13 protein-coding genes are annotated in these 13,375 nt (G+C 62.0%); 2 read left to right on the forward strand and 11 right to left on the reverse strand.

Annotation, left to right across the window (positions count from 1 at the left end; all coding sequences use genetic code 11):
* Window positions 1–16: 16 nt before the first annotated feature.
* From AB3X95_RS10920 to AB3X95_RS10970, 11 genes are all read right to left on the reverse strand, one after another.
* Window positions 17–796, reverse strand: coding sequence for an enoyl-CoA hydratase/isomerase family protein (locus AB3X95_RS10920; protein WP_368621318.1), 780 nt, complete (start codon window positions 794–796; stop codon window positions 17–19).
* 48 nt (window positions 797–844) lie between these two features.
* On the reverse strand, window positions 845–1,738 hold the full coding sequence (locus tag AB3X95_RS10925; RefSeq protein ID WP_368621319.1) for a crotonase/enoyl-CoA hydratase family protein: 894 nt from the start codon (window positions 1,736–1,738) through the stop codon (window positions 845–847).
* Window positions 1,739–1,769: 31 nt separating this feature from the next.
* Window positions 1,770–3,302, reverse strand: coding sequence for a class I adenylate-forming enzyme family protein (locus AB3X95_RS10930; RefSeq protein ID WP_368621320.1), 1,533 nt, complete (start codon window positions 3,300–3,302; stop codon window positions 1,770–1,772).
* Between the two features lie 33 nt (window positions 3,303–3,335).
* Complete coding sequence (locus tag AB3X95_RS10935; RefSeq protein ID WP_368621321.1) at window positions 3,336–4,112, reverse strand: 2-oxo acid dehydrogenase subunit E2; 777 nt, start codon at window positions 4,110–4,112, stop codon at window positions 3,336–3,338.
* A 91-nt stretch (window positions 4,113–4,203) separates the two neighbouring features.
* Window positions 4,204–4,434, reverse strand: a complete 231-nt coding sequence (locus AB3X95_RS10940) for a biotin/lipoyl-containing protein (RefSeq protein WP_152851317.1) — start codon at window positions 4,432–4,434, stop codon at window positions 4,204–4,206.
* A 44-nt stretch (window positions 4,435–4,478) separates the two neighbouring features.
* Window positions 4,479–5,471, reverse strand: coding sequence for an alpha-ketoacid dehydrogenase subunit beta (locus AB3X95_RS10945; protein WP_176122696.1), 993 nt, complete (start codon window positions 5,469–5,471; stop codon window positions 4,479–4,481).
* The gene (locus AB3X95_RS10950) at window positions 5,468–6,454 is read right to left on the reverse strand and encodes a thiamine pyrophosphate-dependent dehydrogenase E1 component subunit alpha (RefSeq protein WP_368621322.1); all 987 of its coding nucleotides are present in this window, start codon (window positions 6,452–6,454) and stop codon (window positions 5,468–5,470) included. The genes AB3X95_RS10945 and AB3X95_RS10950 overlap by 4 nt, the downstream gene beginning before the upstream one ends.
* A 16-nt stretch (window positions 6,455–6,470) precedes the next feature.
* Window positions 6,471–8,180, reverse strand: a complete 1,710-nt coding sequence (locus AB3X95_RS10955) for an FAD-binding protein (protein ID WP_176122698.1) — start codon at window positions 8,178–8,180, stop codon at window positions 6,471–6,473.
* Entirely contained in the window at window positions 8,180–9,538 is a 1,359-nt protein-coding gene (locus tag AB3X95_RS10960; RefSeq protein ID WP_368621323.1) for an SRPBCC family protein, read from the reverse strand. Before AB3X95_RS10960 ends, AB3X95_RS10955 begins: the two co-directional genes overlap by 1 nt.
* A 159-nt stretch (window positions 9,539–9,697) precedes the next feature.
* On the reverse strand, window positions 9,698–10,630 hold the full coding sequence (locus tag AB3X95_RS10965) for an electron transfer flavoprotein subunit alpha/FixB family protein (RefSeq protein WP_368621324.1): 933 nt from the start codon (window positions 10,628–10,630) through the stop codon (window positions 9,698–9,700).
* Between the two features lie 2 nt (window positions 10,631–10,632).
* The gene (locus tag AB3X95_RS10970; RefSeq protein WP_368621325.1) at window positions 10,633–11,382 is read right to left on the reverse strand and encodes an electron transfer flavoprotein subunit beta/FixA family protein; all 750 of its coding nucleotides are present in this window, start codon (window positions 11,380–11,382) and stop codon (window positions 10,633–10,635) included.
* 137 nt (window positions 11,383–11,519) lie between these two features.
* On the opposite strand from AB3X95_RS10970, the gene AB3X95_RS10975 reads away from it, so the two are divergent.
* Window positions 11,520–12,530 carry an NAD(P)-dependent alcohol dehydrogenase gene (locus AB3X95_RS10975; protein ID WP_176122702.1) on the forward strand — a complete coding sequence of 337 codons (1,011 nt, stop codon included), beginning with the start codon at window positions 11,520–11,522 and terminating at the stop codon, window positions 12,528–12,530.
* A 32-nt stretch (window positions 12,531–12,562) separates the two neighbouring features.
* Window positions 12,563–13,345, forward strand: a complete 783-nt coding sequence (locus tag AB3X95_RS10980) for an SDR family oxidoreductase (protein WP_176111362.1) — start codon at window positions 12,563–12,565, stop codon at window positions 13,343–13,345.
* Window positions 13,346–13,375: the final 30 nt, after the last annotated feature.

Raw genomic sequence — 13,375 nt, forward strand, 5'->3', positions numbered from 1 at the left:
CGTGCGGGGTCTGCGCCTAGCGGCCCCTGAACGCTGGTGCGCGCTTTTCTCTGGCCGCGAGCCGTCCTTCCGCCGCATCCTCCGAGTTCACCGCGAGCGCCACCGAGTTGAGTTCCTGAGCAAGAAACTCTTCCATGCTGCCCGTGTTCAACCTGAACAACTGCTTGGTCAGGCCGAGCGAAAAAGTTGGACCGGCCGCAAGCTCGCCAGCCAGCTTTTCGGCAGCCGCGTCGAGCTCGCCGTCTTCGACGAGATGACTCGCCAACCCCATATCGAGCGCTTCCTTGCCGCTCAGTCGGCGATTCAGATACATGATTTCCTTCGCGCGAAACTCGCCGCAATGACGGGCGAGCAGATGCACCATGCCACCTTCAGGCAAGGTGGCGCGCATCAGGAATGCGGGAATGAACTGCGCAGTGTCGGAAACGACGAGCTGGTCCGCGCACAGCGCAAAGCTCCATGCAATTCCCACCGCCACACCCCGTACCGCCGCGACCATCGGCTTGTTGAGGTTGTACAACCGCAGCGCGATCTTCTGGTACACCGCCATCGATGCACGCGCGTGCGCCACGCTCATCTGCGGCGGCGCGGCGCCGCTGCCCTTGATGTCGGCGCCGGCGCAAAAAGCGCGGCCTGCGCCGGTGAGAATCACCGCGCGAATCTCCGGGTCCTGTTCGATGCGATCGAGGTGCCCGAGAATCAGCTGGAGCATCTCCGGCGTCAGCGCGTTGAGCTTCTCGGGGCGGTTCAGACACAGCGTCGCAACCGCGCCGTTCAATGTGAGTTCAACATCCATGATGTTCCGATCTTCATTTGGGTTGGAGTGGTCGCTTCGAACGACGGGTCAACTGCCGCGCGCGTGCAGCCGGATCATCCCGTCGCCGAACGGCTCGTCGCGGCGCTTGAGCGCCTCCTTGAGGCCAACCGCTTCCATGTCTGCCTTGAATTGCGCGCGCCGCGGCCCCTGGCTCTGGTGAGCGCGGGCGTCATTCTCGACCGCGATGCGTTGAAGCGTGCGCGAGCCGGCCAACTCCAGGCCGAGGTTGACAATGCGCTTGTTCGCAGCCAACAGATCGGCATCGACGAACGACAGACGGCGCGCCAGCTCGTTCACCTCCGCGTCCAGCTGTTCCGCCGGCACCGCATCCATGACGAGGCCGATCTTCGCGGCGTCGCAGCCCGTCAGCGAGTCGCCGGATAGCAGCAGACGCTTCGCCCACTGCGGACCCACGTGATAGAACCACATATGCGCAGGCGGGGAGCCGTTCGCACGCGTGGCGGGAAAACCGATCCTCGCATTGTCGGCGGCGATCACCATGTCGCACGCGAGCGCCAGGTCCGTGCCGCCCGCAAGACAGTTGCCATGCACCTGCGCGATGATCGGCTTGTGGATTTCGGCCATCAGATTGACCGTCTCCGACTGCCGCTCCATCGACCAGCAATCGTCGTCGAAGCTGCGAATCGTGCCGCGATAGTCACCCGGATCGACGGCGTCCGCGGCACGGTCCGAATACGTCGTCACGAGGTCGTAGCCCGCGCAGAAATCGCGGCCGGCTCCCGACAGCACGATCACGTTCACCGCTTTGAGGTCGTCGGCTTCGAGCAACGCCGCTTTGAGTTCCTGCAGTAGCGGATTGTTGATGGCGTTGCGCTTGTCCGGACGATTCAGCGTGATACGCGCAACCCGCTCCGCTACTTCGAACTTCACGCATTCCGAACTCTTTAGCCACTTGGCCATGGTCGATTTCTCCAAACGAGGCGATTGCCGTTCACTGGGCAAACTGCTGGCGCAAGCTCACCTTGCTGATCTTGCCGGTCGGCAGTCTCGGCAGCTCGTCGACGAAGGCGATGGCCTTCGGACATTTGTAGCTCGCGATCAGGCCGCGGCAGAACTCGATCAGCTCGGCCTCGCCCGCCTGTTCGCCCCGCCGCAACACGACGATCGCTTTCACGCACTCTCCCCACTTCTCGTGCGGCACGCCGATCACCGCCACGTCGATGACCGCCGGATGCTGCCCCAGCGCATCTTCGACTTCACGGCTATAAATGTTTTCGCCGCCGGAAATGATCATGTCCTTCTTGCGGTCGACGAGGAAGATGTAGCCGTCCTTGTCCTGGTAGCCCATGTCGCCCGAGCGGTACCAGCCGTCGCGCAGTGCTTCCACCGTCGCCGCGCTGTTGTTCCAGTAGCCGCTCAACTGCGTCTGCGAGCGCAGCCAGACCTCGCCGGTCTGACCTTGCGGCAGATCGTTGCCGTGATCGTCGACGATGCGCAGGTCGATGCCGGGACACGGACGTCCCACCGATGCGAGGCGCCGTACCTGTTCCGGCGACCCTTGAGGCTTCACCTCGTGCGCAGGCAGCCAGCAGGCATTGCTCTCGGTCATACCGTACTGAACCGAAAACACGGGGCCGAGCACCTGAATGCCACGCGCAAGCAGTGGCGGCGGCACCGGTGCAGCCGCGGTGACGATGTTCTCGATGCTCGACACGTCATAGCTCGCCAGCTCCGGCACGTCGAGGACCGCCTGAAGCATCGCGGCAACCATGAACGTGAAGGTGATGCGTTCTTGCGCGATCGTCTCGAGCATTTGCTTCGGATCGAAGGCTCGATGGATGACCGTCGTGCCGCCCATCCAGGCGACCGCATTAACGAAGCCGATCCCGCCGACATGAAACGCCGGCGTCGTCTGCAGCACACGCGTCTTGCCAGAAAACTCCGTCACGAGCGCGCAGCTTTCCGCGGTGACGCACATCGCATGGTGTGTGCGCACGACACCCTTGGGACGCCCTGTGGTGCCGCTCGTGTACATCAGATACGCGTAATCCTCGGGATTCGAGCGGATCGGCGGCCCTTCCACTGGGCCGGCTTCCATCACCGCCTCGAATGAAACGGCCCAATCAGGCGCGTCGCCGATGCAGATGTACTGCTCGATTCCGGGCAGTTGCGAACGCAGTCCGTCCACGACATCGGCATACTGAGCCTCGAAGACGAGCGCTTTGGGCGCCGCATCCTTCAGAATGTAGAGAATCTCCGCGGGCGCCAGCCGAAAATTGACGGTCGCGAGAATAAAACCGGCCCACTCGCACGCACGGTAGGTCTCGTAGTACTCCGCGCAGTTCATTGCGAGGATCGCAACCCGATCCTGACGCCGCAGGCCACGCTGATATAGCGCGCCCGAAAAGCGTCTTGCACGCTCCGCCAACTGAGCGTGCGTCAGACGCCGTTCCGCATATACGAGCGCCGTGTGGTCGGCATGCAAGCGAGCGTTTCGCTCGATCATCTCGCCAAGGGTTCTCATCTCAATCCCGTCGTTGTTGTGTCAGATCGTCTGTTAACCTGCGAGCGTCTGCGGATCGGCCAGCACGGTGCCGATGAATGCAGCGAAGCGCGCCGCGTCGGCTCCGTTAATCACGCGATGGTCGTAGCTGAGCGACAAGGGCAGCATCTTGCGCCAGCTGACGCCGCCGTCATCCGCCGGCGCGGCCGCCAGCCGGGTTTTAGTCACACCGAGAATCGCCACTTCAGGCGCATTGACGATAGGCGTAAAGCCGGTACCGCCGAAGCCGCCCAGCGAGCTGATCGAGAAGCAGCCCCCCGACATCTCCGCCATCGATAGCCCCTTTTCGCGCGCCTTCTGCGAAATTGCTGCAAGTTCTACCGAGAGTTCTTCGACGCTCTTCTTGTCGCAATCGCGCAGCACCGGCACGAGCAATCCAAAGCGCGTATCCACCGCGACCCCGATGTGGAAGTACTTCTTCAGAACGATGTTCTTGCCGTCACCGTCGAGCGACGCGTTGAATTGCGGAAACTCCTGCAAAGCCCGCACCACGGCTTTGATCAGGAAGACGAGCGGCGTCAGCTTGACCGCCGGATTCGCGTCGTTGCGCGCCTTGCGATAGCTTTCGAGCGACGTAATATCGGCATCGTCGTGATGGGTCACATGCGGAATCGTCAGCCAGTTGCGCGATAGGAAGGCTCCTGTGAGCTTCTGGATGCGCGACACCGGCTTGACCTCTACCTCGCCGAATTCGGCGAAATCGACCTGCGGCCAGGGCGGCAGATTCGCACCAAACGCTGGCGCAGCGGCCTCGCCTGAACCACTATTCACGTTGGACTGCGCTCGGGTAGCTACGGATTCGACACTCATCGCGGATGCCTTTTCAAACGACTCTTGAACAGCGTGACCGGCCTGCGGCCAATCAGACGATTTCCGCCAGCACCGTGCCGACGGGATACACTTCGCCAACCTGGGCGACGATGCGCAGCGTGCCCGACGCCGGCGACTCGACCTCCTGAACCGATTTGTCGCTCTCGAGCGCGTAGAGAATCTGCCCTTCGCTCACGGTCGCGCCGTCTTCCGCCAGCCATTCGGCCAGCGTGCCTTCATTCATGGAAAAGCCCAGTTTGGGCAGCAGAACTTGTGTGGTCATGAGCTTGCTCTATTGATGATGGAAATTGCGGGAGCGCGTGCTTGTCATTTCAGCGTCGCGCGAACCGCCGCTTCGATGTCTGCCACGCCCGGCGCGAACGCGTCTTCGAGCGGCTTGGAGAACGGCACGGGGCAGAATTGCGCGCCCACGCGCTGCACCGGCGCCTTGAGTTCGCGAAAGAGGGCCTCGTAGATGCGAGATGCGATTTCAGCACCCACGCCGAACGGCTTGACGGCCTCGTGCACCACGACGGCGCGCCCTGTTTTGGCAACCGAAGTCAGGATGGTTTCGGTATCCAGAGGCGAGACCGTGCGCAAATCGATCACTTCGCAGGCGATCCCATCCTTGGCGAGCGCCTCCGCGGCGACCATGACCTCTTGCACGCGGCGGCTGTAACTGATCAACGTGACGTCCGTGCCTGCGCGCACGACGTTGGCCTTTCCAAGTGGAATCGCCACGCCGCGCTCCGGCGCATTGCCCGGGTTCCAGTAGGTCGGCATGTTCTCGATGAACAGACAAGGGTCGTCATCGCGGATGCAGGACAGCATCAGGCCATACGCATCGGCAGGATTCGAAGGCGCGACCACCTTGATGCCGGCGACGTGCGCGAACCACGCTTCGAGATAGTCCGCGTGCTGACCACCCGTGCCGAAGCCCGCACCGGTCATCGTGCGGATCACGATCGGCACATTGGTCTGTCCGCCCGACATGAAGCGCAGTTTCGCCGCGTGATTCACGATCATGTCCATCGCGACGGTCGTGAAGTTCATCAGCATGATTTCCGCCACCGGGCGCATGCCGACCATCGAAGCGCCGATTGCCGCACCGATGATGGCCTGCTCCGAGATCGGCGTCGAACGCACGCGCGAGGTGCCGTATTTCGACGACAGTCCCTTCGTTACGCCGACAATGCCGCCTTCCTGGCCGTCGGCAACGTCTTCACCCAGCACGATCACGTTGACGTCGGCGGCCATTGCATCGTCGAGCGCGAAATTGACGGCCTGGATAGTGTTGATGTTGGTTGGCATCTGGCTCATGCAAGCACCTCGTCCTTGAAGATGTCGCGACGAAGCTCAGCGACATCGGGATATTCGCTCGACAACGTGAATTCGACCGCAGCGTCAATCTGCGCCTCGTGCCCGGCTTCCATCGCAGCCAGTTGCTCTTCGCTCCCATGCTTTGCATCGATGAGCCACTGGCGGAACAGCGGCACGGGGTCCTTGGCGACCCAGGCCGCCTTTTCATGCTTGTCCATGTACGCGTCCGGATCGCCAAATACATGGCCCTGAAAGCGGAACGTGTTCGCTTCGATGAGCGTCGGGCCGCCACCGTCGCGCGCACGCTCGACCGCCTCGCGCGCCGCCTTGTGCATCGCGATCGGATCGTTGCCGTTCACCGTCACGCCGGGCATCTGGTATGCGACGGCGCGTTGCGCGATATTAGACACGGAGGTGCCGTAAGCGTATTTGGTGTGCTCCGCGTAGCCGTTGTTCTGGCAGACGAAAATCACCGGCAGTTTCCAGACCGATGCCATGTTCAGCGACTCGTGGAACGCGCCGATGTTGGATGCGCCATCGCCGAAGTAAGCGACTGCCACGCGCCGTTCACCGCGAATCTGCGCGGCAAGCGCCAGGCCATTCGCAATTGGCATCGAACTGCCGACGATGCCGGTCGTGACCATCACGCCGGAAGCGGGATGGGTAACGTGCATCGGACCGCCCTTGCCCTTGCAGGTCCCGGTCACTCGTCCACCGAGTTCGGCCCAGAGTTCCTTGAGCGGCACACCTTTGGCGATCATGTCGTGAACACCGCGGTAGATCGTGCAGATGTAGTCGTCATCGGTGAGACACACCGACATCGCCGACGGGATCACTTCCTGCCCGCGCGGCGAGTAGTACGGCATGACCAGCTTGCCGGCCTTGATCACGGCGCGAAAGCGCTCATCGTTCTGCTTGATGAGTGTCATGCGCCTGTAGATGTCGACCAGGACTTCGCTGCTGGGCGGCTGATAGGCATTCATTCGTCACTCTCCTGTGTCACCAGATCTTTTGCGCGCCGCTCGAATGCAGCGCCGCGATGTAACCGAACACAAACGATGCGCCGATGCTGCTGCCGGCGCCCGGATAACACCGGCCAACCACGGATGCCGTGCAGTTGCCGGTGGCGTACAGCCCAGGGATTTGCGAACCGTCGTCCTTCAGCACACGTCCGAACTCGTCAGTTACGAGACCGCCAGCAGTGCCGACATCGCCTGGATACATGCGCACCGCGTAGAACGGGCCCTGCTCGATCGGCCCGAGATTCGGGTTCGGTTTGATGGTCGGGTCACCATGGCAGCGATCGAATGCGCGCGAGCCGCGGCCGTAATCTTCGTCGACGCCCGTTTTGCAGAAACCATTGAAGCGCTGGACGGTCTTGAGCAGACCCGCACGGTCGATCTTGCATTTCGCGGCTAGCTCTTCGAGCGTGTCAGCTTTGATCATGTATCCGCTGTCGAGCCACTTCTGCGGAATCTGGCCCGGCATCGCGGTGCCCCACGGGTAGTACTTGCGCTGGCGGCTGTCCATCACGACCCACGCGGGCACCGCCTTTCCCGTCTGCTTGTGGCGCTCGTACATGCGTTGACCGATCTCCATGTACGCTCCCGCTTCGTCGCAAAAGCGCTCGCCATCCTGATCGACCATGATGGAAAACGGCAGCGAGAGGTCGAGGTGATGCATGAACGGCAACGGCGAACCGTCCGGTGCGCGCGCGCCTTCGGGCAGTTCCTCGTTGGGACCGAGCGACGTCACGACCCACCACGCTTCTTCCATGCAATCCACCGCGCCGCCGAGCGCGATCGCAGCTTGCAGGATTTCACCGGTATCGCCTGGATTCGCATTGGTCCAATCCGCGGACGACGGCTGCGGCTGGTACTTGCGGCGCATCTCCGCGTTGTGTGAAAAGCCGCCCGTATTGAGCAGGACGCCCTGGCGAGCGCGCACGCGCAACTCGCGGCCGCTGCGCACTGCGACAATGCCGGCCACTCGCCCTTCCTCGACGATGAACTCCCGCACCGGCGTGTCCGTCCAGATCGGCACGTTCGCGCGCAGCGCCATCTGAAGCATGCGCCCCTGAATCGCCGCACCGTTGGCCACGAGCTCCTTGCCGGTGATCTTCTGGTAAAGCATGCGGCCGCCGAGCTGCATCGCCTTGCGCTTGCCGCCCCACGTCCGCTTCATCAGAAACAGTGTCGGGTACTCGTCCGAGTTGGCTGGCATCGACGGTCCTTTATAGCGCGACAAGCGCGGCGCCCATTCGCCCAGTTCCTTCACGTCGAACAGCTTCGCCAATAGGGACCGGCCACGCGGCTCCCCGCCGGGCAGCGTGTCGTAGTAATCGGACCAGCCGTCCGCGTACACGAACTGCATCCCCTGCTGCTCGAGAAACTCGGCCATCTTCGGCCCGGTGCGCAAGTAAGCCTCGCGTCGCGCCTCCGAAGTGCCCGGACCTTGATACGTCACCGCGGCGTCGAAGTACTGCCGTGCGCGCTCATACGAATCGCTTACGCCGTGGCGCTTCATCACGTGATTGTTCGGCAGCCACCAGACGCCGCCCGAATAGCCGGTCGAGCCACCGACCTTCGCCTGCTTCTCGATGATCAGCGCTTCTTTGCCCACCGACTTGCAGGCAAGCGCCGCACACATCGAACCACCGCCGCTGCCGACCACCACGAAGTCGTACGTTGCGTCCCAGCTCGTCGACATCACTCCTCCCGCGCGATGAATTCGCGCAGCGCGCGATGGAAGTTCGAGACCGACGTTTCCTGTAGCGGATTCGTGCGCGAACCCTTGAAGCCGCGCGACTTCATCCCCTGCTGCACGTTGGTCATGTTCTGGAAGTCCTGCCACAGGATCAGGCCGAAGTTCTCCTGAGCGTTCTCTTTCCAGTCATCAACACCGTAGTAGAACTCGCGCTTAAGCGGCGGCTCCGCGCCCGGCGCGAAGCGCTGCAGCGACCAGATGTCGTAGATGCACGAATCGGGGTTATCGCCGTCCGGGCGTGCGCGGTAAAACAGCGCGCCGTCGGGGTACGGAAGAAACACGAGGTTCGGGAAGACATGCCAGTCCGCTCCCGCTCGACCGAGTTGCTCGAAAGTGATCTCCGGCCAGCCGGCGCCCTCAGCGATCGCCGCTTCGCGTTGGAAATCCATTGCCTTTGCGAGGACTTCGAACTGGTTACCCGAGGGCGACATTTCCGTCATCAGCCGCTTCGCCGCTTCGTAGTCTCGCGCGGTATTGATTGCTTTCAGGGTCTCTTCCATCACACGGAAGAAGTTGACGAGACCCTGACGCACGTCCTCCGGCATCGGCTTGCCGGTTCGTGGCGACGGCGCGCCGATCATGCGCGTGGCCGTCGAGTAGCCGAACATGCCGTGACGGCCGTAGGCGAAGCTTCGCGTTACGTCATCTCCCGCGACATCCAGCAACTGAGGATGCGTTGCCGCGACGTGATAACCCTCGTTGAACGCTTCGAGCGCAACCTTCCAGTTGCACGGAAGACGAATCGACTTGTACCAGCGGTAGCGCATCTTCTCGAATTCGAAGCAGTTCGTGATCTCCGGTACCGGATCGAGGAATTTAGCGAGCGGCTCTGCGTTCGGGTCCATGTTGATGAACACGAAACCGCCCCACGTATCCACCAGAACATCGGTGAGACGCAGATCACCGTCGGTCATTTCCTCGCAGCCGGCCCAATCGTCACGATCGAGCACGCGCGCGACACTGCCATCCAGATTCCACTGCCATCCGTGATAGGCACAGTGAAATTTCGAGGCCTTGCCGCTGCCGTTGGTCAAGCGACGGCCACGATGCTGGCAGACGTTGAAAAAGGCCCTGATCCGGTCAGCCGCCGTTCGCACCACGATGATCGACTCGCCGGCCACGTCGAAGGTGACGTAGTCGCCGACGTTGGGAATTTCTTCCAGCCGACACGCAACCTGCCACACGTGCGGCCACAGCCGCTCGTTCTCCCGCTCGAGGAATTGCTTCGACAGGTAACTGTCCTTCGGCACAAAATCGAGACGGAGCGTGTGTTCACCCGAATCGGGACCTCTGTTACCCATTGCTATCTCCTTCGTGATGTGGCCGGCGTAGGCGCCGGTTCCGACTCTTTATGTTGTGGCCGAGTGGTTCGCAATCGATATGCAACGATCGGTTCAATTGTTGTGAACGGCGTTCAGATGCTAGGCTGACGCCCGGATTGCTGTCAATCCGGGCGAACGTCAATCGAGCGCAGCGGTCAGCGCCGGAACAGCTTCGAACAGGTCCGCGTTGAGACCGTAGTCGGCCACCTGAAAGATCGGCGCCTCTGCGTCTTTATTGATCGCGACGATGACCTTCGAATCCTTCATGCCGGCGAGGTGCTGAATCGCTCCCGAGATGCCCACCGCGATATACAACTGAGGCGCGACGATCTTGCCCGTCTGGCCGACCTGATAGTCGTTCGGCACGAAGCCGGCGTCGACCGCCGCACGCGACGCGCCGACGGCCGCACCAAGCTTGTCCGCAAGCGCGTCGAGGAGCTTGAAGTTGTCACCGTTCTGCATGCCACGGCCGCCCGACACCACGATGTTTGCCGCCGCAAGCTCCGGCCGGCTCGATTTCGTGAGCTCCTGCCCGACAAAACGGGCCTTGTCGAAAGCCGGCGCCGATGCAACAGCGCGTGACGGCGCGGTGGTCGAACCGGTCGCTGCAGCATCGAACGCGGTCGGGCGAATCGTGATGACTTTGATCGGGTCGGACGATTGCACTGTTGCTAGTGCATTGCCGGCATAGATTGGACGCACGAAAACATCGGCAGCCTTGAAGGCAACGACATCGGAAATCTGCGCGCTATCGAGCAGCGCGGCCACACGGGGCATGAAGTTTTTGCCCACCGCCGTGGACGCGGCAATCACGTGTGTATAAGCGCCGGCCAACGAGACCACGAGTGCGGCGAGGTTTTCCGGTAACCCGTGCGCGTATTCGGGTGCTTCCGCGACGAGCACTTCGGCGACACCGGCTACGTTCGCGGCTTGCTCGACGACGGCCGACGCGCCGTGGCCCGCCACCAGCACATGAATGTCGCCACCCACTGCGCCCGCCGCTGTGATGGCGTTGAGCGTGGCGCGCTTCAGGGTCGCATTGTCGTGTTCGGCGATAACGAGAATAGTCATGATCAGATCACCTTCGCTTCGTTTCGAAGCTTTTCAATCAGCGCTGCAACATCCGGAACCATCACACCGCCCTTGCGCGCCGGTGGCTCGGTCACTTCGATAACCTTCAGGCGAGGCGCGACGTCAACGCCCAGCGCTTCAGGATTCAGCGTATCCAGAGGCTTCTTCTTCGCTTTCATGATGTTGGGCAGCGTCACATAGCGGGGACTGTTCAGGCGCAGATCGGTCGTGATCACCGCAGGCAGATCGAGAGCGACGCGTTCGAGACCGCCATCGATTTCACGCGTGACGAGCAGTTGCTGACCATCCACTTCCGTCTTGAACGCAAACGTCGCTTGCGGCCAGCCGAGCAATGCGGCGAGTTTCTGCCCGGTTTGGCCAGCGTCGTTGTCGATGGCCTGCTTGCCGAGCAAGACCAGTTGCGGGTTTTCCCGCGCGGCTACGGCGGCCAGCAGCTTTGCGACTGCGAGCGGCTGCAGATCCGCATCGCTCTCCACTAGCACCGAACGATCCGCCCCCATGGCGAGTGCCGTACGCAGTACCTCCTGCGATTGCGCTGTGCCCGCCGATACCACGACGACTTCAGTTGCAACGCCTGCTTCCTTGAGGCGCACCGCCTCCTCCACCGCGATCTCGTCGAATGGGTTCATGGCCATTTTTACGTTGGTCAGATCGACGCCCGAGCCGTCGGACTTGACCCGAGGCTTCACGTTGTAGTCGATCACGCGCTTCACCGCGACCAGTATCTTCAATTTGACGCTCCGAACGCTTTGTTGAACAATGTTCTATATTCTGAACCGTTCTTTTTGTAGCTGTCAACGAGAAGAATGAGGAAAGCGTCACTTGCCGATCAATTCGACGCCCTCGTTCAACACCAAGGAGACGACAAATGAAGCTGTATCGATGCGAGCGTTTCGAAGGCATTGCGGGACTGGCGTTATGCGAACAACCCGATCCGGCGCCACCTGGCGCTCATCAGGTATTGGTGCAGGTCAAGGCGAGTTCACTGAATTTCCGTGAGTTGCTGCTGATGAATGGAGCGTTTCGCGACTGGATGGCACCGAACTTCATTCCGGCCTCGGACGGCGCGGGGGTCGTGATCGCGGTCGGCGCAAGCGTACGGCGCTTCAAACCGGGCGACCGGGTGATGGCCAATTTCGCGGAAAACTGGCACGGCGGAGCGCGCCCGCAACACGCAGATACTTTGGGCCGCGGCGCCATCGTCGAAGGGATGCTTCGCGACAAAGTCGTACTGAGTGAGGAAGAGCTGATTGGTGTGCCCGAGCACCTTTCCGACGAGGAAGCCGCGACACTGCCGTGCGCCGCCGTCACCGCATGGAACGCACTGTGTCAGCATGCGCCCCTGCTGCCGGGCCAGACCGTCCTCGTGCAAGGTTCCGGCGGCGTATCGATCTTCGCTCTGCAGCTAGCACGTCTTTTCGGCGCCCGCGTGATCGCCACTTCGTCCAGCGAATCGAAACTGAAACGCCTGGCCGAACTGGGCGCAGACGCGACCATCAACTACCGCGACACGCCCAATTGGGAAGACGCCGTCCTGCGCCTGACCAATGGCCTTGGGGTCGATCTCGTCGTCGAGGTGGGCGGGGCTCAAACGTTCGGCAAGTCGGTTGCTTGCACACGGGACGGCGGCCGGATCAGCGTCGTGGGGCTGCTGACCGGTGCCCCCTCCCCCGGCGAGGGATTCTTCACGCGCGGACTGACGATCGCACCGATCCGCGTCGGCTCCCGCCAGGACTTCGAATCGATGAACCGCGCAATCGCACTACACAAACTGCGGCCGGTGATCGACTCGGTCTATGACTTCGCGCATGTACCGGATGCGCTTCGGCACCTCGAAAGCCAGAAACATTTCGGCAAGATCGTCATCCGCCACCAGTAATCAGCCTTCCCATCATCCACGGGAGTCAGACAATGAAACTCTTTTCACTGGAAGGACAAATCGCGCTCGTCACGGGCGCATCGCGCGGTCTCGGCTTTGCGATGGCGAGCGCCCTGGCGTCCGCGGGCGCGCGTGTGATTCTTTGTGCGCGATCGCGCGCGAGCCTCGAGACCGCGGCGGAGTCGATTCGCAAAACGGGTGGCACCGTCGATATCGAACCGTTCGATCTCACCGATCACAATGCGATCAGAAACGGCGTGCGCAACGTTCTCGCTCGTCACGGCCGCATCGACGTACTGCTCAACAATGCCGGCATTTGCGAGTGGAGCGATTTTCTCCAGTCGAGCGTCGATATGTGGCAAAGAACAATGGATACCAATGTCACAGCCGCATACCTGCTCGCGCAGGAAGTGGCGCGCCCGATGATCGAACGCGGACACGGACGCATCATCAACGTCGGGTCTTATGTGTCGGTGCTCGGCCGCGAGAAGCTCCAAGCGTACGTGGCCAGCAAGCACGCCGTTGCCGGACTCACGAAATCGCTCGGTGCGGAGCTGGGTCGGCACGGCATTCGTTGCAACGGGATCTGCCCCGGCTACTTCCTCACGGATATGGCTGAGCCCGTCACATCGAATCCGCAAATGAAGGAGATCGTGCGCTCGCATATTTCGGTTGGCCGTTGGGGCAATCCCGAGGAACTAGGCGGCGTCGCCGTGTTTCTCGCGTCGCAGGCCAGCTCTTACATGAATGGCCAAATGCTGATGGTCGACGGCGGAGTCTCGGAGATCCTGAGCTTTTCGATGTCCGTGGTGTAAGGCCGAGCGGCCAGCGGGTCAACTTATTTG

This window comes from Paraburkholderia sp. BR13444, from assembly GCF_040948755.1.
Classification (GTDB): domain Bacteria; phylum Pseudomonadota; class Gammaproteobacteria; order Burkholderiales; family Burkholderiaceae; genus Paraburkholderia; species Paraburkholderia youngii.

What these genes read in the sequence shown, in the direction of transcription:
- AB3X95_RS10920 (WP_368621318.1), bottom strand. Translation starts at nt 796, where the DNA reads ATGGATGTTGAACTCACATTGAACGGCGCGGTTGCGACGCTGTGTCTG.
- AB3X95_RS10925 (WP_368621319.1), bottom strand. Translation starts at nt 1,738, where the DNA reads ATGGCCAAGTGGCTAAAGAGTTCGGAATGCGTGAAGTTCGAAGTAGCG.
- AB3X95_RS10930 (WP_368621320.1), bottom strand. Translation starts at nt 3,302, where the DNA reads ATGAGAACCCTTGGCGAGATGATCGAGCGAAACGCTCGCTTGCATGCC.
- AB3X95_RS10940 (WP_152851317.1), bottom strand. Translation starts at nt 4,434, where the DNA reads ATGACCACACAAGTTCTGCTGCCCAAACTGGGCTTTTCCATGAATGAA.
- AB3X95_RS10945 (WP_176122696.1), bottom strand. Translation starts at nt 5,471, where the DNA reads ATGAGCCAGATGCCAACCAACATCAACACTATCCAGGCCGTCAATTTC.
- AB3X95_RS10950 (WP_368621322.1), bottom strand. Translation starts at nt 6,454, where the DNA reads ATGAATGCCTATCAGCCGCCCAGCAGCGAAGTCCTGGTCGACATCTAC.
- AB3X95_RS10955 (WP_176122698.1), bottom strand. Translation starts at nt 8,180, where the DNA reads ATGTCGACGAGCTGGGACGCAACGTACGACTTCGTGGTGGTCGGCAGC.
- AB3X95_RS10960 (WP_368621323.1), bottom strand. Translation starts at nt 9,538, where the DNA reads ATGGGTAACAGAGGTCCCGATTCGGGTGAACACACGCTCCGTCTCGAT.
- AB3X95_RS10965 (WP_368621324.1), bottom strand. Translation starts at nt 10,630, where the DNA reads ATGACTATTCTCGTTATCGCCGAACACGACAATGCGACCCTGAAGCGC.
- AB3X95_RS10975 (WP_176122702.1), top strand. Translation starts at nt 11,520, where the DNA reads ATGAAGCTGTATCGATGCGAGCGTTTCGAAGGCATTGCGGGACTGGCG.
- AB3X95_RS10980 (WP_176111362.1), top strand. Translation starts at nt 12,563, where the DNA reads ATGAAACTCTTTTCACTGGAAGGACAAATCGCGCTCGTCACGGGCGCA.